Raw genomic sequence first — 19,601 nt, 5'->3', positions numbered from 1 at the left:
AAACAGGAGCAGAATACAGTGGAGCAATACAGGAAACTGTGCCAGAAATTAAAAGAGGAGGGGGAACCATGTGGCATTAATCAGCCTCCCAAAGAATGCCTCCCCGATCCGGCTGCATAACCGCTGCCGGATTACCGGCCATTATCATAGATATCTGCTCAAATAAAGAGGACAGATTGTATTTTAGAAACTGGTCTACAGAGGCGGACTGTCGCGAATCTGGAAAGCAAGTTGGAAAACTAAAGGAGATTTATGGATAAAAAAATAAACATTTGACGGTGTGAAATCCGGAAAGGAAAATGTGCTCATGAGAGTCAAGGTAACATTGGCATGTATGGAGTGCCACGACAGAACCTATGCAACAACTAAAAATAAGCAGAAGCACCCGGAACGGATGGAGGTAATGAAATATTGTCCGAGGCTTCGGAAATATTTGCTTCATAAAGAAACAAAATAAAACGTTGGATTGTTTTTGCTTTTAGTACAATATTTCAGGCGAAGTCGTTATTATGAAGATGGAAACGTGTAAAGATATTTGTCATACATTTGGGATGAAAGAATTATATTCGCTAAGAAAAGAAACCATTGAACGGGGGAGCGCAAGTGCAAAGGAGAATCATGAATTCTGGTATATGCAGATGTTTGGAAAAGCCTGAATGGAAATGAAAGTCGGGCTTACATTTGCCTTCATGAATCTTAAAAGCTGGCGAAGATTAAGGTCAAATGGGGACTCCTGGAGGAAGAAGGCCCAGTCACAAGGTCTATTTTACACAATTCGGTTAATAAAAGAAAAATGGCTCTGGGATGCAAATCCCAGAGCCGCTTTGTCTACAGTCTGAGGAGGGCAAGCAATGCTGGCCCTCCTAAATGGATGCGTAATTCTTGTAACCATACTTAGGGCATACACCATTTTCATTCAGTTGCAATGCCGCACAGTGGACAACGTTCTACTTCCAGATGCGGAGTGTATTCCTCCGATGCCTGATTCACACCGCTGGTAAAGGTCAGCTTGACAATGTTTAGTTTGTCCTTTCTGTCTAACAAAAAAGGATTAAGTCTGTAAGCTGTTTTTCTTGCTTACAAAATATTATACGAGGGAGGTGAAAGAAATCGGATATAAGGATTGTGGCGGTTTTGCTATAGATATTCCAAACTATGAACAACTGATGGAGCTATTTTAAATAAGATTTGAAATTTAGTGAAGTTGCTTTTTTCTGGATAGTATGCTATACTCAATCCAACAAAATCTTATAGAAAAGAACCGTCTAAAAAGAAGGGCTTTTGATATTACACTTTGGTGCCATATGAAAAGGCTCTTCTTTTTGTTATATTCTTTAGATTTTGTTTTTAAGAAATCGTTTGAGGAAAACAAAAAATTTAAAATCAGGAGGGAAAAACAATGGAAACAATTTGTGTTCAGAGAAGAGAAGGCGCCATTAAGGCAAAAAAATTAAGACGTCTGGGATTCATTCCGGCCAATGTATTCGGAAAGTCCCTGCCAGATCCGATTTCAATTCAGTTAAAAGAAAGTGATGCTCGCAGACTGCTTCACCAGAAACGTGAGGGAAGTAAACTTATGCTGGACTTAGAGGGAACCGGACTGCCGGTTCAGATTAAAGAAAAAGAAATAGATACAATTAAAGGACAAATTCAGCATATCAGTTTTCAAGCACTAACAGCAGATGAAAAGGTGAACAGTGTCATTCATATTCTCCTTGTAAATGATGACAAAATACCAGGACAGCTTGATAAGATGCTCATGGAGATACCATACGCTTCATTACCTGGAGATATGATTGACACGATAACAGTAGATTTGGATGGTATTACGGTTGGAACTATTTTGACTGTGAAAGATATTCCGGAACTTATGAGTGATAAGATAGAATTAAAGGTTGATTCAGAAGAAATTGTACTTCGTGTCAGCGAGAGAAAACACCATGTTGAAGTTAAGGAAGCGGAGTAATTGTTATGGAACTCTTGGGGCGGTAGATGATTCATAAAAATTTGGAAATGGCGTGATTACGAATAGATTGACATAATTCGTATAACATTTAACGTGTTCAACACACATAAAGAAAAAAAGAAGAACTTTTGCTATGCTTTTGTGTTGAAAAAGTTCTTCTTTTTATTTCTTACATAAATTTAAAAACAAAATCTCTTTATGTAATGCAATTGTTGCAGGCACGATGTATTGCTGCACAGGCACAGAATTATGTGGATTTCTATTTTGAATTGCTTCTTAAAATGAATATAACAAAGAAGACATACAGCGATTTATGGATAACTGAGAGTGGAAGGAGGAAAAGGATTGAAACAGGAAAAGACTTTGGAGAAAGCAAAAGTGGATAATGTATATGAGATAGAGACAGATTCTGTTCAATGGTATTTAAAGCAGGCTGGAGTAGGTCCTCTATTGACAAAAGAAGAAGAAATAGAACTTGCATATTTGATACAGGAAGGCAGTGATGAAGCACGGCAGAAAATGATTTCCTCTAATTTGAGGTTAGTAATCAATCAGGCTAAAAAATATGTTACATATACACAATCATTGACATTATTAGATTTAATTCAAGAAGGAAATCTAGGATTGATAAAAGCTGTTGAAAAATATAATCCTGAACTCGGATTTCGTTTTTCAACCTATGCATCATGGTGGATTAAGCAGGCAATCACACGAGCAATTTCAGTTTTGGATAAAGCAATACGCTTACCCGTACATTTTTGTGAAGATATACAAAAAGTAAAAAGAGCAACACATGAAATCATGCAGCAGAATGATATTGTTACACCAGAGAAATTAAAAGATATCACCGGATTTTCAGAGGGTAAGATAGAAAAGATACTTATGAATATGAACCATACGATTTCACTTGAGACCCCAGTGGGGGAAGAAGCTACTCTGGGAGATTTTGTTGAAGATACACTTACCCCATCAATAGAGGAACAGGCAATGGAAAATGCTATGCAGAGGGAAATTAGTCGTCAAATGGAGTGCTTGAGACCTCGTGAACAGACAATTTTGGCTTTGCGGTTCGGATTAAATGGTCAGAATCCGCATACCTTGGAAGAAGTTGGAAAGCAAATGGGTGTGACAAGAGAAAGAATACGGCAGATTGAGATGAAAGCATTAAGAAAGTTAAGACATCCAAATAGAAGCCGATATTTGAGAGAGTTTATTTTGGGATAGACTGAAGGGGGAGAAATATGGAGATTATGAAGTTTTTCTTTCATAAGATTACTGTAACAGGCGAATTAACAGTAGCTGCTATCATTTTTCGAATATTTGTTTCTCTTTGTATTGGAGGAATTCTTGGAGCAGAAAGAGGAATAAAAAATAGACCAGCAGGATTTATGACCTATGTTCTTGTTTCAGTAGGGGCGACAATTTATATGTTAACAAATCAATATATTACTACAGTTATACCGGGGAGTGATCCAACAAGATTTGGGGCACAGGTTATAAGCGGAATCGGTTTTTTAGGGGCTGGTACTATTATCGTGACAAGACAAAATGAAATCAGAGGGTTAACTACAGCAGCCGGTTTATGGGTTGCAGCATCATTGGGATTGGCTGTTGGAACTGGATTTTATTCGGGTGCATTTATTGGAATCTTATTTACAGTGTTTGCACTTGTTTTATTAAAAAAAATAGATGTTTATATTAAACAGCATGCTAGAAGTATGGAGATTTATATAGAGCATAATATAGAATTTTCATTTCGTAATCTGGTAGATTATATAGAAAAACGAGGGTTTGACGTGTTTGAGATGCAAAGAAGCAAGATAAAAACTCTGGATAAGGATTTGGGCGTTCTTATTTTTTCGTTGGATTTAGTAAAAAAAGTAAATCATCAAGAAGTTTTAAACCATTTAAACGAAATTGAAGGGATAGAATATGTCAAAGAAATTGCTTAGAAAAGTTCCTTTATTGAGTGGCTTTTTCTTTTTTTGGACGAAAGCCTATCTCTACTATAGGCATCAAAATCCTAGAAAAGGCAATGACAGGTCTTTCTAGGTAACTGTAAGGGGAGATTGCCCAAAGAACCTTATAGGAGGCCATAATTAGAATGAGTATGAGGGGGCCAAGCGGTGAAGCTGTTTAAACCACCTTCAGAAATAAGAGCATGGATGTGGGGGATTACATTTTGAATTTCACTCGAAGATATGGAGAGGGAAGATAAGCCGGGGATAAAGTTTGCGCATTTAATAAGTTAAAAAACATGCATAGAATAACATTCCTGGCAGCACGAAACAGGCAGTTGAGACACGCGGAGTTTTTACGAATAGTAAAAACACAGGGCCGATGGAAGCTGGAAAACAGTTTATAGGACATACGAAAAGCCCATTTTAGGTTATATATGTTCCTATAGGAAGGGGAGAAACGGCTTTTTTTAGTTGGAAAAAAGAAACTCCTACACCCCTCATGAGTGAGGGGCGGTGGACATGAAAGTGCCGAAGGAAGTTTGTTTTATGGGATGCTTTCTTGTATTTTTATACTTTCTACAGTGTAACATAAGATTTTCTTTTTGGTAAACAGGTTTAGACGTCCGGGGACTTCCCTTTTAACCAATCTGTCCAGACAGAGTAATACTTTCCGAGCACGTGGGAACCATCAGTGGAATAGGTGGTCTTCAGAGCACCGTTTTCATCATCGAAAATGTCATTGACATCGATATAGCAGCAATCGCTGTTTTCTGCGATAGCTCTGATGCCACTGTTTATCTGGTTGATTTTTTCATTGGTATAGGTATTGCTGGAGGCGGATTTTTCGGCAGTTACGTGGAGGTTGGCCTCCAACACAATCATAGCGTTCGGCTGACGGGCCTTGATGGTATCCACGACAGACTGGTATTTACGGATAATACTGTTGTAATCGTAGCCCAGTTCGTTGATGCCCAGCATCAGATATATGGTGTGGTATTGTTGTTGGAAAAGGACTTCCTCCAGATTTTGTTTTAAGCCGCTTTTGGTCTTTACGGTGGATTCAAACAGGTTGAACACACTCATTCCAGAGTTGGCAAAAATCTCGGCGTTTCCTAAATCACCATATTCGAAAAGCCCCACAGTTCTGGAGTCGCCAATGAACAGGGTGCTGGTAAAGTCAGGGTTTGGAGGGATATAGCTGGGCCCCACAGAGGTAGCAGCGGGAGTTTGCGGTGCAGAAGTTGCGGGTTCCGATGTGGTGTCTATGCTGTCGAAAGAAGAAGCTTCCATGGAAACGCTTTCTGAGGAATCATTTTTATGGGCAGAATGTTTTGGAACTACATGAGCAGTATCATGAATAGCCGGCTCCTCCGGATGTGTATTTTCAGTTTGGCTTGTTTCCGGGTGGTCGTGTTTTACGGCAGAAAGTTCTGCATCGATATTTTCAATCATTTCCTGACCATTGCTACATACCCGGACGAAGACAGAGGTAACAATGCCGTAAACGGAGGCGGGTAATGTAGATATGATGGCTGATATAAGAAGGCTGAAAGCCAGAAGTAAGGTATACCAGTATTTCTTCATAGTTGTAATCTCCTAATTTAAAATCTGAAGTACAAAAATGGATCGTCCGCGCCCATTTTTATAAGGTAAACGCAGAGCCAGAAAACGGCTAGTAGGATTACCGCAGTCAGAAAGGAGCGCTTCCACTGTTTATAGAGTTTACGAGGCAGCTGTGTTATAAAGATTAGGCTGAGAGTCAAGGACAGCACATAAATCCGGCCATATTTCAGGAAATCTCCCGCAAAATAAAGAGACTGTTTTTCAGGAGCGAGAAAGGGGAACAGGCGTAGAAGATAAATTTTCATCTGTACCAGATCCGTCACTGCAAAGCTCAACCAGGTCAGCGGGATGGCCATTATCATATAGAGATGGCCGATTAGGGGACAGCCGTCCAGTAAATGTTTCAGCCCCATCTTCTCGATGAGCATGAGCAGGAAAATGACACTTCCCCATAGGATAAAATTCCAGCTTGCCCCGTGCCATAATCCGGTCAGTAGCCAGACCACTAGCATATTGCGAATCGTTGTGGCTTTGCCACAGCGATTACCGCCCAGTGGGATATAGATGTAATCCCGGAACCAACCGCCCAGAGTCATGTGCCATCTACGCCAGAATTCGGTCATGGACAGGGATAGATACGGATAGTTGAAATTGTCCGGCAGAGAAAATCCCATCAACTGTCCAAGTCCCTTTGCCATCAGGGAGTAGCTATAAAAATCAAAGTAAATCTGAAAACTGAATGCGGCCAGACCCAGCCAGGCAAAAGGAGTTGAAATACTTTCGTAGCCAATGGCCCCTACCTGGCTCCACAGCCGCCCAACCTGGTTGGCTAGAAGAACTTTGAGCCCCAGACCAATCGTAAATTCCCGCAAACCGTTTTCAACATTTTTTAGGTAATGGCTACGCTGGTGGATTTGCTTACGTACGGAAGCGTAAGTGACGATAGGACCAGCAATTAGCTGTGGAAACATGGTGATATACGTGCCATAGTTGATAAAGGAAGTTTCGTGAAGAACATCCTTTCTATAAACATCAGCGAGGTAGGAGATGGCTTGAAAGGTGTAAAAGCTGATTCCGACAGGTAATGGAAACTCCGGAATCTGGATGGAAAATCCAATTCCCATTTTTTTAAAGATCCAATTTAGATTTCCTGCAAAAAAGCCGGAATATTTAAATAGGAACAACCAGATCAGGTTATAGCAGAGTCCGAATATCAGCCATTTTTTCCGGTGTTCAAGCCATCTGCGCCGTCCCAGAAGGAGGCCAATATGGTAATTTACCAGGACGGATAGCAGAAATAAGAAAAAGTACCAGGGCTCATTTTTTACGCCGTAAATATAGAATATAAGGCTGCCGGCAAACAGAACGGCGTTTTTCCATTTTGCGGGACATATATAGTACAACAGTAAAAACAGGGGCAGAAAGTGAAATAGGAAAACAAGGCTGCTGAAAACCATTTTTCATTCCTCCAGTAAGTACAGTATGGGTAACTCATTTATATTAGATGGAGCGAGAGTTAAAAAAGTTTCATTAAAATGTAAATTTTTATATAATATTACAGCGAACAGCTGTGTACTCTATCATACTGTGCAATAGCCAGACTGCTATGGGCACTATCAGTTGCCCTTTTATCAACCGCTGCATTTATGTGGTAAACAAATGCGCTGTATGATGTGCCTATTCTGTATAAATGCAACCATTATAATGGCTTATATCAAGATAGTTTTAGCATTCCTCAAACCAGTGCTCAATCGGCCAGCGCAGGTATTGCTACAAGGTTCTTCTCCTTGCGATACGCAACGACACATATGCTGAACCTATGTGCCTGGATGGAGCTGTTGGCATCTTCTGGCAGTGTCACCTATTCCTTGGAATTTTTTGAGGATGGGGAGGGGCAGAAGTAAGACAGATATTGCCGGCGGAAGGAGGCGAATCCCAGAGGCCGCTATCCGATGGAGAATCAGGTTCAGGGCTGCCGGACGGGGAAAATACAGAAATGGAGGGATACAGCGAAAACGATGCATATCCAGAAGATGATAGCAGACAGTCTTCCAGAGAAGAAAATCCATGGTATGACTTAAAAGGTCTGGATGAGGTAGAAAAAACATTACGATTGCAGATGGAGATTACTACACACGGATCTATGAATTGAGTGATTGTTATGAAAAGTAAGAAGGTTATACCGTTGTAATAAAAGGATTTGTCTTCCGTACTACGGATATCCCTAAAATGCGATCTTGCCCTGGTCCGTCTGTCCATGTGGTGCTGCTGTGCCGCGGATTTAAGCCCAATGAGTTTTCTGATGGACAGTGAAGTGACATTCAAAGAAGACTAAATGGTGACGGTAACAGGCGCATTTGAAATCAGCGAGGATGGAGAGTCCCTGATTTTAAAGGCTCAGAGCATTGAAGTATCCAGGAAGCCTGAGGAAGGATACGTTTATCCGTGCTTTCAATCGGAAAATAGGATGAGGGAGAATTGAAAGGAAAAATAAAGATTGAAAAATGAAAGCGGACACATTGTTAATTTAACAGATAAAATTCAGATATTTGTAAAAAATTAAAAATAGACTTCCTGTGTGATAGAATTACATATCAATTGTAAGATGTCTATTTTTATAATGAGAAAATCTAATATAAATTGTTATTGACATGGAACATCTTTTAATTCAGATCATCATGAAGTATTAAAAAATTGCACAGTACGAGGCACAAGCATCATAAAAGTCATACGTATATTATGAGATTGTGAAAGGAAGATGATTAATAATGTTTCCAAAAATCAGGGGAGCTCTGTAAAAGTGAGAGTTCTTTCTGATTTTTTTGTGTATAGAGCTAGGTATAACTCAATGAACTATTTTGGTGATTTTGTGGCAACTTTTATATTGATTAAAGATTAATACTATAGCTATGAAGAAAACAAACTTTTATTATTTTTAAAAATGTTTACTTCTTACAGGGTGCTTAAAAGGAACAGTCATTTTTTGTTTAGCAATAAGGATAATCGTCTATAATCAGGGCACTATAAATAATTATAAAAACCATATAATGTAAGGAGCAGAATTTGATGAAAAGAAATGGAAGGCTGGTAAAACGAATTGTTACGCAGGAATCTGTTAACAGATATTGCGAATGGCTTTATGGATGTGAGAAAAGCAGTGGAACTATTAAACAATACAAGCATTATTTATTGCTATTTATGCAATACATGAATGGGAAGAGTGTAGAGAAAAGAGATGTAATTATGTGGAAAGGAATACTGAGAGAGAGAATGGCTCCGGTGACGGTCAACAGTGCACTGGCAGCAGTCAATGGATTTTTGACGCATAATGCATGGCAGGATTGCCGGACAAAATTTTTGAAGGTAAGCCGCAGAGTATTTTGTCCGGAAAGCAGGGAAATAGATAGAGATGAATATAAGCGTTTGGTGAAATGCGCTTACAAGAAGGGTGATGAAAGAATGGCAATGCTTCTTCAGACTATATGCGCTACAGGAATACGAGTTTCTGAAGTTCCCTATATTACTATAGAGGCCGTAAAACAGGGAAGGGCAGAAGTTGAATGCAAAGGGAGAATAAGGACTGTTTTCTTGACTTCCCGTTTGTGTTATATGTTGCTGGACTACGCAAAGAAAAGTCATATTGACAGTGGGATGATCTTTGTGACAAGAAGCGGGAAGGCACTTGACAGAAGCAATATATGGCGAAACATGAAAAAACTGTGTGAAGGAGCCGATGTATTATGGGATAAGGTATTTCCGCATAATTTTCGTCATTTGTTTGCCAGGCTCTATTATGAACAGGAAAAAAACCTGGTTAGACTTGCGGATATATTAGGGCATAGCAATATTAATACAACAAGGATTTATACAATGGAAAGCGGACGCAACCATATGAGACAATTAGAAAAACTCGAAGTATTGTTTGACTTTTACAACAAATTTTCTCTTTTGTTGTAAAAACATTCATACAATCACAATTATTTTACTACATATTTCGAAAGAAGTCTACAGAAATTCTTAATAAATATTGTAATATTATGTTTTTAGACATAATAAAATGGCCAACTGATTTTTTTGGGGTTGGCCTATTTGTATTGTTTGCATCTATGAGTTTTAGATTCTAAAAAACTTTTTCTACTAGGTTTTCGCCTTCTTTCCACTGAATTTTGAAGCAGATTTACAACAAAAGAGAAAATTTGTTGTAAAGGGAGAATTATTTATGAAAAGAGTTTATGGGCCATGTTTACTGATTCTTTTTCTTTGTTTAGCCGTTATATGGAGTCTGCCGGCCTGCGGAATGAATGCTCAGGCTCAGACTCAGATGAAGGACATAGAGTTTGAAAAAAGAGGCAGATATGCTGAGGAAATGACCGGCAGAATTCCCGATTATGAGGTCTGCGGAGATAAAATGTTAGAACTGATTGAAAACAGCGAGGAACTGTCAGAATGGAAGGATTCAGGAGTTGTTTTTGGTACAGTGGAGGATGCTTTGTCATTTGGCCGTTATTTTTACCGTTACATATATCTCGGAAAACAGGAAATCCGGCTGGCAGTGGGAGAGAAGGGGGACAGGGCTGTTGTTTATGTGCAGTGTGACGATCCTCACCAGGCTGCGATACAGCATAGGCAGACAGAGGACAGGCTTTACGATATTGTAGCGGAAGGAGCCGGCATGGCTGAAAGAGAGAAAGCCTCATTTTTTTACGAGTGGGTCTATAGCAAGGTGGAATATGACACGGAACTAAAGAGGAAAACGGTTTACGAGGCTGTAATGGAAGGGCGTTCCGTGTGTTGGGGGTACGTCTCTGCATATCTGATGTTATGCAGAATGGCAGGTATGGACTGTGAACCGGTCTACGGCGGGGGTCACGCTTGGAACCGAGTTTGGATTGATGGGGGATGGAAGCATTGCGATATTACATGGGACAAGAGTGCGGGGCTACGCCGATGGAAACTGGTGCCGGAGGCGAAAATGGAGGAGGACCCCATGCACAGGACTTTCCTGTAGAAAATGGAGGACTCAGCCATAGGAGAGTTTCGCCAAAGCGTCAGCAGATGACTGAGTTTCGCAGGGCGAAAAAACGGCGGCGGATTCGAAGAAAAATGATACGGTATCTGACAGTGGCAGGTCTGACAATTGTTGTGGGAATAGGAACTTATTTTTTTGCTTCGGAAGGGGCATCTGTTCAAGATTATATTCAGGTACCGCCGTTGACTGTGGTTTTGGAGAGCACAGAGGCGCTGGGAGGTTCCGAGAAAGTAACAGAGAACGCAGCACCTGTAGATGTACCCAAGGACGGTGCAGAAGCCGCAGATGCACTGCAGTTGGCAGATGATTTGCAGCGAGGAAACTGGAATGGAAATGCATTGTTTGCAGTAATAGATGAAAATGAAGCCCGGGAAGCATATATAGGGGAATTGGATGTGGCGGCCTACTGTGGCTGTCAGTACTGTATCGGAAGATCGGACACCTATGTCACTTGGTCTGGACGACTTCCGACACAAGGAACGACCGTGGCGGCTGACCTTAATGGGTTTGAGATTGGTGACGTGCTTAGAATCGGATCGGACATATATCGGGTGGAAGATAAGGTGTCGCCTGGAGCCAGGGAAGCATTATGCCTGTATTTCTCCAATCATGCAGACGCCATTGCGTTTGGCAGACAGATACTGCCGGTTTTTAAAATTAAATCTAGAGAGGAACATTTGGGAGAGCCCTTAGGGATTTTTGAAGTGACTGGTTACTGCGGCTGTGAAAAATGCTGTGGATTAAAAGGCGGATTGACTAAGGCAGAGAAAATCCCGAAGGCAGGGCATACAATTGCGGCAGATCCCGAGGTGCTTCCTATGGAGAGCAAAGTGGAAATTAATGATATTGTCTATGTGGTGGAAGATACTGGAAAGTTAGTGAAGGGAAATGTGATAGATATTTATTTCAATACCCATGAGGAAGCAGTGAGGTTCGGCAGACAGAAGATAAACGTTTATTTAGTGCCGTAATTGGATTGCAATGGAAGGATGGGGCTGGCCAATGTATCTGAAGTTTTGTGAATTGAAAGATTACCTGCTGGTGGTGGGGGCCTCAGCAGTTTATATATAGATACAATAGCAGAAAGGAAAGAATGAAATGAGAAAAAGCATGACAGCAATCATGGCTTTAACGTTGTCTGTGGGATTTTCAGCTGCTTTGGGGATGGGAAGTGTACAGGCGGCAGAAGGCTGGACCAAGATAAATGAGGAGTGGCGATATTATGACCAGAACGACCAGCTGGTAACCCTGACATGGAAAAAGTCAAAGGATTATTGGTATTATCTGTCGGAGGACGGAACCATATTGAAGCATTGTGTGTTCAGGGATAAGGATTCTATTTACTATGTGGATGAAGAAGGGAAAATGGTACAGGACACATGGATATATGCAGATGCAGGAAGTGTTACCATAGATGGGTTTGAAGAGGGCTGGTACTATTTCGGTGCAGATGGGAAAGGTTACCGGCGTAAGAACAGCAGCTTTAAAAGGAACATTGGAGGTAGTATCTACATATTTGACGAAAATGGGAAGATGTTATCTGGATGGTTTGACGAGGAAGGGAATCCCATTGAGGATTCAGACACCCCTTTTGTAGAAGGGGTTTATTATGCAAAAGAGGATGGAAGACTCCTGACCGGGGAATGGCTGGATTATGGGGAAATCGATGAAGGAATCGGGGGTTCCGACCTGGACAGTGAGGTTGCAGGAAGAAACTACACGGATTATGACAAGATGTGGATTTTTTTTGACAGCCATTCAAAGAAGGTTAAGAGCAATGGAGACCGTCTTAGACAAAAGACCATCAATGGAGCCAAGTATGGTTTTGATGAAAATGGCATCATGATTCCCTGGTGGAGTAAGGTGGCCAGTATCAGCAATGCAGATAAGAGTAATCCCAGCAGCGATGTTTCAGCCCGGTATTATTCCGGCTATGACGGTGGGGCGCTTCTGAAAGACAGTTGGTTTTGGATGTATCCATCGGAGAATCTGGATACGGAAGATTACTATGACCAGGAATGCAGTTGGTGGCATACAGATGAAAGAGGTGAGGTATATCGGAACCGTATTCGTAAAATCAATGGACGTTCCTATGCTTTTGATGGGATTGGCAGGATGCAGACAGGTTTTGTCCTCTTCGATGGAAAGTCTGAGTTTGTAGCCCGTTATGAAGTGGATGACTGGAGCTCAGAGGATTTTATTGAAGGAACTATATATGGTATTGAAAAATCAGATTTGTACCTGTTTTCTCCAGATGAACTTAACGATGGTTCCATGCAGATTGGGAAGGATATCGCGGTGGAACTGGAAGATGGGGTGTTTCATTTTGGGTTTGCCTCCAACGGAAAGGCGTTCGGTAACCGAAATCGGCTTCAGAAAAAAGAGGGCATGTATTATATCAATGGTCTTCGTCTGGAAGCGGATGAGGAATACGGATACGGGGTTGTAAAAGTAGAAGATGGTGCGGATACCTATTATCAGGTTGTGGACACCAGGGGGAAAGTGATTGAAGGCAAAAAGAAGATTGTAAAGGATAAGGAGGGCGGTTACCTGCTTATTATTCGAAATCGTTTGGTGGCTTGGTGCGGGGATGAAGATAAGCCAAGGTGGAGAAAAGGAGAGGAAGGAACCGGATTTTACCATTATGATAGGGGGAACAAGGAGGAACACTTTGCCGGAGGACTCATTGCGGCTGCGGGCATGGAGCCCGACATTGACGGTCTGCCGGAGGAAGAGCGGCTGAATTTTTAAAAGGAGATGAAAAATGTACAAAGGAGATGAAACAAATGAACAGCGGCATATATACATTCTATAAACGCCTGACGGCCATGTTGCTGGCCATATGCATGATAGCGGGGCTTGTTATGGGACAGCCCAACATTCTGTCCTATGCATCCACGGAGCTTCAGAATGAAGATCTGGGAGATGGGGCCAGCGAGGCAACTGCATATACCTGGAAGAATGGTTCTGTGACCGGCCAGGGAGGGGGAGGAAATTCCTGGCGTTTCGACCTTAGGGGCCTGCAGGCAGGGCAGCATAATTATGCTCAGGCTGGTATTAAAACAACTTACAGTAACGGAGGGTATGCAACCTGGTTTCAGGTCGGGACTAATTCCAAACAGCTGATAGGAGGCAATACAAACGGCGGGGTACAGTCTTTGGATACCTATGGCATAGAGGTGAAGATTGCAGTATCCCCGAGTCCGGATAATAAGTATGTGTTTGTTGATTACTATGTCTATGATAAAAATGGTCAGGGCGGCTCAACTGGCAGGACTATCAAAATGGGAACGGGAACCGATGTCATGATTGGAGGAACCCAGGAAGATGACTATGCAACGGTATATAAAAATGACCGAGGTTTTCATATGGTCAACCAGCATGTCAAAACCACCTTTGACTGCATCACAAACGACAGCAGCCTTGGGGTGACACCTCCTGATACCAGATGGATTGGTCATTACAATTCCTGGGGAAGCAATGTCTTTAATGAGAGCTCCAATGATGTGGTAAGCGGCACTGATTCGGGAATGGCCTATTCATGGGAGTTTCAGCTTCATCCGTATGAGACGGTTCACAGGAGGGTTGCATTTGCCATCAGAGACACCTCCTATTATGTATCAGACCAGTACGGCCAGGACTCTACCAGCGCAGAAGGAACCTACAGCAGTCCTTTTAAAACCATTGAATATGCGCTTAATAAAATCGGAAATAACAAGGGGTATATTTATGTAATGGATTATCCGGAGATTTCGTCCGCTATTGATGTGACGGGAAACAGCCAAAAGGATATTACCATTGCCAGTACGGATTATGACCATGAGGGGCATCCTATGAATGAGGATGGTGATTATATTAAAACCCTGACGCGCGCATCCGGGTATACGGGTCCGCTGTTTAACGTATCAGGCCCCACTTTAAAGTTTACTGACATTGTCCTGGACGGAAACCATGCGGAAAGTCAGGATTCCTTGATATCCGCTTCATCCGGAAAGCTGGAGATTAACAGCGGCGCTGTAATCACTAACTGCAGCGGCAGTGAGTCCAGCCAGGGAAGTGCGGTAAATGTAACGGGAAGCGCGGGACTGTCCATGAATTTTGGAACGGTTTCCGGAAATGTGTCCGCTGGAAAGGGAGCTGTTTATTACAATGGGTCAGGTGCATTTGAAATCAGAAACCGGAATCAGATATCGGACAACACAACTCCGTCCGGGAAGAAGGCAAACGTATATCTGGCTCAGGATAAATATATAACAGTTATGAGCGATTTAGACACGTCCCAGATAGGCGTTACAGCAGAGCAGCTTCCTCTGGCATCACCGGGAGGGATATCATCCCAGCCTAGTCAGGAAGTAAAGATAGCTGTGCCGTCAAGTAGTTATCCGGGGGCTGCAGGCTCCTGCCCCTTTGCGGATAATTTTAAAGCAGACCAGGAGGCGGGGAATTCCGGTGTGTATGTAAGCGCGGGAACGGAAATCCTTGGCAATGGGCGGAATGCAGTATTAAAGCGGAATGGATATACGGTGTCCTTTATATATCGGGATTCTGCCACAGGCGGAACTGTGAATGGTGCGCCGGCAAGCATCCCCCTGTCATATGCGGGAGGAGATGCGGTTGAGGTGAATGCGCCCGCCGCCATTACTGGATACGGCCTTACAGGCGTAACCATTGACCAGGGGACAGGCGGCACTCTGAGCGCCCAGGCAGATGCCGGTGTTGCAGATTTTGGCAAGGTAACGGGAACCATGCCGGGCCAGGATGTTGTTATTACATATGAATATACCAGAAACAGCGGTTCCATTGTATTTGAAGCCAATGGAGGGACGCCGGAGCCTCAGGCTCTGACCGGTTCTGTTGGAGGAAGCGTCAATGCGCTGCTGCCTAATATCAGCCGTTACGGCTACCAGTTTGTGGGGTGGAGTACGGTCAATGACAGGGTGAATCCAGATCTCATAAGCGGATTGCCATCAGAATTCCCGGAGGATCCGGTTACTTATTATGCAATTTTCTCACCGGACAGTAATGTGAAGTTTGATTATACGGTTGACTATGTCAATGCGGACGGTTCCATCGTGTTCCAGTCGACCACGACCGAGGATGCCTACAGCGTGGAGGCAGAGGTTCATTCGGGGAAGAAGAACATCCATGGCTATACCTGGAGTTTGGCGGATTCCTCCACGAACCCGGCCATCTACAATTACGGTGATGGGCACGGCCCCGTTCCATTCGGAAACTTTAATGGAGGTACCGGTGACTTCTCGGGGAAGATGCCGGGGCAGGATGCGGCCGTGAAATATGGTTATCAGGTAGACCGCAGCAATCCAAATGCGAAATCCGCATTTACAGTTAAATACGTGACAGAAAATGGTACAGTTGTCCATACAGCTGACATACAAGATGTTTTCCCGGAAGATGCGATCGCGGCGGTTCCGGCGGATGTTTATGGCTTCCGGTACCTGTCAGGCAGCATTACGGCGGGAAGTACTGCAGATGATACGGACGGGCATCTGGTAAGCGCTGTCCAGGGCGGTTTTGACAGCGATGGAAGATTTACGGGAACCATGCCGAACCAGCCGGTAGAGATAACGTACCTGTATGAAGCCACGGAAGAGGGCTATGAGTATAAGATTCATTATTTGGATAATGGCACGCAGGATGAAAGGCTGAGAAACATTACAGGACCGGACATCCAAAATGTAACAGCGGATACGCCTGTGACCGCTGAATTTAAAAATATGTATGGTTATGTGTTTCAGGATGAACGCTCGGAACCTGCATCAGCAGGAACCTTTGACAGCAGCCATAATTTTACTGGAACTATGCCAAATGACCGTTTGGCTGTCACCTATCGTTATGACAGAGACCCATCAAAGTGGGCGAATCTGATATACAAGGCAGGAGAACATGGCGTCTTAAGACCAGGGAATGGTATGTCATCGGATGTTGTTATTTTATCCGGAGGAGCTTATAGGGTTTCCGTACTGATAAATGACGGAACCGTAGAAGGCACCGCGGGAAGCTATACATGGAATGACATACTGGAAAAGAGACTGGTTCCTGAAGCGGTTGCAGACACCTATTACCGCTTTGAAGGCTGGTTTATCGACCAGAATGGAAACGGAATCAAGGATAGTGGTGAGGAGCTGCTTTCAGCCGATAGCAGGTTTACAGGTTCGGCTGCCGTGACTGCATACTTTGCGGAAGATCCTGACCAATGGGTTGATATTCACTTTGCGGCGGGAGAGCATGGAACCATAGATGCGGGGGAAAACGTAAATCTCCATATCCAATATGACCGTACCTGGGCCGATACCGCGGGAAATCGGCCGGCCTATACACCGGAAATCAATTATCTGGTTGATGGTTGGTATGATGGCGGAGTGTCTGTGGAAGATGACAGCAGACTTGTGAATGGAAATACCTATACCATACGGTTCTATCCGGACCCGGCAGTCTTTGGTACAGATGTGGCGGCGCGGGATGCATCAGCAGGTATTGATACGCAGGGAAAAGGCAGGATTACAGTCTATGGGACAACCCAGGGCTATCAGTATATCATCACGGACATGGAAGGCAATATAATAGATGTGGTACGCGGGAATATATCAGGACGGGTATATTTTGAAGACCTGTATCCTGGTACGCGGTATTTAATATATGAAGCAACAGGTACGACACAGGCACAGACTGGGAGGCCCATAGACGGTGTGACTGGAATCATAAGCAGTGCGACTGAGGTTCTGGTCCCGGTAGTGGAGACCAATTACCAGGTCCTTTACGATGAGGAACATGAAGGGAAGACTGTTTTCGTGATTAAGCCGGCGGATACGGATTCCGATTATGCTATTTTAGATAAGGACGGACATGTGGTCATAACTCCTGAGACGGGAGATGGGGGCTGGCAGTCGGCCGGCGGCAGCCAACCGGCAAGCCTGACCTTCTCCGGACTGGATTACAATGAGGAGTATGTGGTAGTGGCAAGGCCTCATGGGTCATCCGGCATCACTGCGGAAAGCAAATTGGAAGACGGGACTCACATCAGCACAGATCCGGGCGGCGAACTGGATATTCCCAACTATATAGTGGAGGCGATTAATGGCCAGGTCCACTCTGTTGATGGAGTAGAATTAGATATCCCCAGATATGATGAGGTCCATAAAGGCGATGAAGTGGTGCTTCACGCGGAAGAAACCGATGGAAATGGACAGAATTTCCTGTACTGGAAGGTGACAATCGGGGCAGTTCCGGGAATGACAGAAACCATACGCCGTCAGGATGTGACATTTACGATGCCGGATTCCAACGTGGTTATGACAGCTTATTATGAGCGTGCGTCAGCGACACCCAGCAATGCAACGGTGACGGATGAAGTACGGGGAGGTAATAAGCATGAGATGGCTCTGGACCCCAATGAAATTGAAAACCTGGAGGAGGAGCTTACCACAGACGCAGACCGGACCCTTATGGATGTGAACCATGCAGATGTGACCTATAAAGTAGTATATAAAAAGAATGTGGTAAAGGCGACTGAATCCAATGCAATTAAACGTTCGTCTTATTATGACAGTGACCATGAAGAAGCGTACCATGGAGCCTGGGGATTGAATGTAGATATTGAACGGTATGTGAACGGGCGGAGAGTAGGGGTAGCTTCGCCATCAGAAGCAACATTTAATACATATGTGCAACTGGATAAAGAAGATGTAGACATGATGGACTATCAGCTGTTTGCTATTTCCGAGGATGATGATGGGGAGCTGATCATTGATTCGGTTACTATGTCTGATGATCCGGAAGAGACCGGCGGTTTGTTTACATTTACGGCTCAGGCTGGTATGAGATATGTGCTCATCTATTCCAGGGCATACAGGATTTATTTTATCAATAATAAAGAAGAACCAAAGTACCGCTATTATTTTAAAGTGCGCCGGGGTGAGACACCGAATAGTGGAGACTATTCCTTTGAATACAGCCAAGTGGAGACACCAATCGATTCATTTATTGATAATGAGGGGGTTGAATTTAATTATATTGGCTGGAGTTACCGGGAAGACCGGCTAAAGGAATTTGACCCGGACAAGGAAATCAAGAGGAAGACGTATGTATATGCGTTTTACGATGATAACAGCGGTGAAGTGAATGATGCCAGGAAACAGCTGGAGGATGCAATCAAAGCTGCAATCGAAAAATCAGACGATTACTTCCTGACGCTGAAGGAGACAGAAAAGATAAGGGAAGCCATAGAAGAAGCTATGGATGTATTCGATAGAACGGGCCCCCGGGCAACTCTTGATGAACTTTTGGAGGCCTTGAACCGTTTGGAGGAAACATGTAAACCCTTCGATAAGATTCTGGAAGACCGGTATGACCATTACGATAAACTTCAGAATGGAGGAAACAGCGGAGGTACATCCGGCGGAGATGGATGGGGCAGCGGAAGCCATGGCGGTTCAGGAGGAAGCAAAGGTGGATCGAAAGGAGGCGGTGGCAGCTCCAGGTCTGCCGGCACAGGCGGGCCAGTCACAACTCCGGCGCCTTATGTTGCGGAAACCAGTAAGAGTTATGTGGTAGGCACCAATGGAAACTGGGAGCTGGTTGACCCAGAGAGTGATAAATGGGCTTTTGTACTCAACGGAGGAATCCGTCTCACCAGCATATGGGCCAAACTTGATTATGCCAACGGTGATGTGAATCGAAATGGCTGGTATCACTTTAATGCCAGCGGACTCATGGATTATGGCTGGTTCAGGGACGAGCATATGAACTGGTATTACTGTAATGCGAAAAAAGACGGCTGGCTGGGAAAGATGAAGACAGGATGGCATTATGATGAGGTAGATAAGCATTGGTATTACCTGGATTTGATTACAGGCCAGATGGTAATGGGATGGAAGGAAATTGAAGGAAAATGGTATTTCTTTACACCTCAGAATACGGCACAGACATACTCATATGACCGCAGCACCGGGAAATGGGTGTTTATGCAGAATCAGGAAAGGCCGCTTGGCTCCATGTACAGCAACGAGAAGACACCGGACGGTTATCAGGTAGGCGCTGATGGAGCTTTACAATAGCAGGAGGT

General features: G+C 43.5%; 14 protein-coding genes. 12 read left to right on the top strand and 2 right to left on the bottom strand.

The features are described 5' to 3' along the window. The first annotated feature begins 70 nt into the window (after nucleotides 1-70). The 6 genes from LI015_RS29050 (at nucleotide 71) to LI015_RS16065 (ending at nucleotide 3,918) form a co-directional block, all read left to right on the top strand. Nucleotides 71-166 carry an uS14 family ribosomal protein gene (locus tag LI015_RS29050; RefSeq protein WP_080548689.1) on the top strand — a complete coding sequence of 32 codons (96 nt, stop codon included), beginning with the start codon at nucleotides 71-73 and terminating at the stop codon, nucleotides 164-166. Nucleotides 167-307: 141 nt separating this feature from the next. Continuing rightward, a complete protein-coding gene (rpmG, locus tag LI015_RS16090; protein WP_002571364.1) occupies nucleotides 308-457 on the top strand; it encodes a 50S ribosomal protein L33 in 150 nt (49 codons plus the stop codon). Between the two features lie 52 nt (nucleotides 458-509). Further along, a complete protein-coding gene (locus LI015_RS16085; protein WP_007036529.1) occupies nucleotides 510-656 on the top strand; it encodes a hypothetical protein in 147 nt (48 codons plus the stop codon). A gap of 743 nt (nucleotides 657-1,399) precedes the next feature. Next, nucleotides 1,400-1,966: a 50S ribosomal protein L25/general stress protein Ctc gene (locus LI015_RS16075; RefSeq protein WP_002565708.1), complete on the top strand. Its 567-nt coding sequence runs from the start codon at nucleotides 1,400-1,402 to the stop codon at nucleotides 1,964-1,966. Nucleotides 1,967-2,311: 345 nt separating this feature from the next. Beyond that, nucleotides 2,312-3,190, top strand: a complete 879-nt coding sequence (locus LI015_RS16070; protein ID WP_002565707.1) for a sigma-70 family RNA polymerase sigma factor — start codon at nucleotides 2,312-2,314, stop codon at nucleotides 3,188-3,190. 17 nt (nucleotides 3,191-3,207) lie between these two features. Next, a complete protein-coding gene (locus LI015_RS16065; protein ID WP_002571363.1) occupies nucleotides 3,208-3,918 on the top strand; it encodes an MgtC/SapB family protein in 711 nt (236 codons plus the stop codon). Between the two features lie 624 nt (nucleotides 3,919-4,542). On the opposite strand, the gene LI015_RS16060 is transcribed toward LI015_RS16065, so the two are convergent. After that, the gene (locus LI015_RS16060; protein WP_002565705.1) at nucleotides 4,543-5,511 is read right to left on the bottom strand and encodes a GDSL-type esterase/lipase family protein; all 969 of its coding nucleotides are present in this window, start codon (nucleotides 5,509-5,511) and stop codon (nucleotides 4,543-4,545) included. 17 nt (nucleotides 5,512-5,528) lie between these two features. Continuing rightward, a complete protein-coding gene (locus LI015_RS16055) occupies nucleotides 5,529-6,947 on the bottom strand; it encodes an MBOAT family O-acyltransferase (protein WP_002565704.1) in 1,419 nt (472 codons plus the stop codon). An 878-nt stretch (nucleotides 6,948-7,825) separates the two neighbouring features. Between LI015_RS16055 and LI015_RS16050 the strand changes: the two genes are divergently transcribed. The 6 genes from LI015_RS16050 (at nucleotide 7,826) to LI015_RS16025 (ending at nucleotide 19,593) form a co-directional block, all read left to right on the top strand. After that, nucleotides 7,826-7,972, top strand: coding sequence for a hypothetical protein (locus LI015_RS16050; protein ID WP_007036520.1), 147 nt, complete (start codon nucleotides 7,826-7,828; stop codon nucleotides 7,970-7,972). A 584-nt stretch (nucleotides 7,973-8,556) separates the two neighbouring features. Beyond that, nucleotides 8,557-9,447: a tyrosine-type recombinase/integrase gene (locus LI015_RS16045; protein ID WP_002565703.1), complete on the top strand. Its 891-nt coding sequence runs from the start codon at nucleotides 8,557-8,559 to the stop codon at nucleotides 9,445-9,447. 262 nt (nucleotides 9,448-9,709) lie between these two features. Next, nucleotides 9,710-10,498 carry a transglutaminase domain-containing protein gene (locus tag LI015_RS16040; protein WP_002565702.1) on the top strand — a complete coding sequence of 263 codons (789 nt, stop codon included), beginning with the start codon at nucleotides 9,710-9,712 and terminating at the stop codon, nucleotides 10,496-10,498. Between the two features lie 47 nt (nucleotides 10,499-10,545). Beyond that, nucleotides 10,546-11,490: a 3D domain-containing protein gene (locus LI015_RS16035; protein ID WP_227125646.1), complete on the top strand. Its 945-nt coding sequence runs from the start codon at nucleotides 10,546-10,548 to the stop codon at nucleotides 11,488-11,490. A 127-nt stretch (nucleotides 11,491-11,617) separates the two neighbouring features. Further along, nucleotides 11,618-13,270 (top strand): cell surface protein, encoded by a 1,653-nt coding sequence (locus LI015_RS16030; protein ID WP_227125644.1) that lies wholly within the window; start codon nucleotides 11,618-11,620, stop codon nucleotides 13,268-13,270. A gap of 35 nt (nucleotides 13,271-13,305) precedes the next feature. Continuing rightward, the gene (locus LI015_RS16025) at nucleotides 13,306-19,593 is read left to right on the top strand and encodes an InlB B-repeat-containing protein (protein WP_002565699.1); all 6,288 of its coding nucleotides are present in this window, start codon (nucleotides 13,306-13,308) and stop codon (nucleotides 19,591-19,593) included. Nucleotides 19,594-19,601 lie beyond the last annotated feature (8 nt).

Source organism: Enterocloster sp. 210928-DFI.2.20 (assembly GCF_020554465.1).
Lineage (GTDB): Bacteria > Bacillota > Clostridia > Lachnospirales > Lachnospiraceae > Enterocloster > Enterocloster bolteae.
This window is presented reverse-complemented; position numbering and strand designations above follow the sequence as displayed.

Excerpts from the sequence above, each read along its gene's own strand:
- rpmG (WP_002571364.1), top strand. The coding sequence starts at position 308 with ATGAGAGTCAAGGTAACATTGGCATGTATGGAGTGCCACGACAGAACC.
- LI015_RS16085 (WP_007036529.1), top strand. The coding sequence starts at position 510 with ATGAAGATGGAAACGTGTAAAGATATTTGTCATACATTTGGGATGAAA.
- LI015_RS16075 (WP_002565708.1), top strand. The coding sequence starts at position 1,400 with ATGGAAACAATTTGTGTTCAGAGAAGAGAAGGCGCCATTAAGGCAAAA.
- LI015_RS16065 (WP_002571363.1), top strand. The coding sequence starts at position 3,208 with ATGGAGATTATGAAGTTTTTCTTTCATAAGATTACTGTAACAGGCGAA.
- LI015_RS16060 (WP_002565705.1), bottom strand. The coding sequence starts at position 5,511 with ATGAAGAAATACTGGTATACCTTACTTCTGGCTTTCAGCCTTCTTATA.
- LI015_RS16055 (WP_002565704.1), bottom strand. The coding sequence starts at position 6,947 with ATGGTTTTCAGCAGCCTTGTTTTCCTATTTCACTTTCTGCCCCTGTTT.
- LI015_RS16050 (WP_007036520.1), top strand. The coding sequence starts at position 7,826 with ATGGTGACGGTAACAGGCGCATTTGAAATCAGCGAGGATGGAGAGTCC.
- LI015_RS16045 (WP_002565703.1), top strand. The coding sequence starts at position 8,557 with ATGAAAAGAAATGGAAGGCTGGTAAAACGAATTGTTACGCAGGAATCT.
- LI015_RS16040 (WP_002565702.1), top strand. The coding sequence starts at position 9,710 with ATGAAAAGAGTTTATGGGCCATGTTTACTGATTCTTTTTCTTTGTTTA.
- LI015_RS16035 (WP_227125646.1), top strand. The coding sequence starts at position 10,546 with ATGACTGAGTTTCGCAGGGCGAAAAAACGGCGGCGGATTCGAAGAAAA.
- LI015_RS16030 (WP_227125644.1), top strand. The coding sequence starts at position 11,618 with ATGAGAAAAAGCATGACAGCAATCATGGCTTTAACGTTGTCTGTGGGA.
- LI015_RS16025 (WP_002565699.1), top strand. The coding sequence starts at position 13,306 with ATGAACAGCGGCATATATACATTCTATAAACGCCTGACGGCCATGTTG.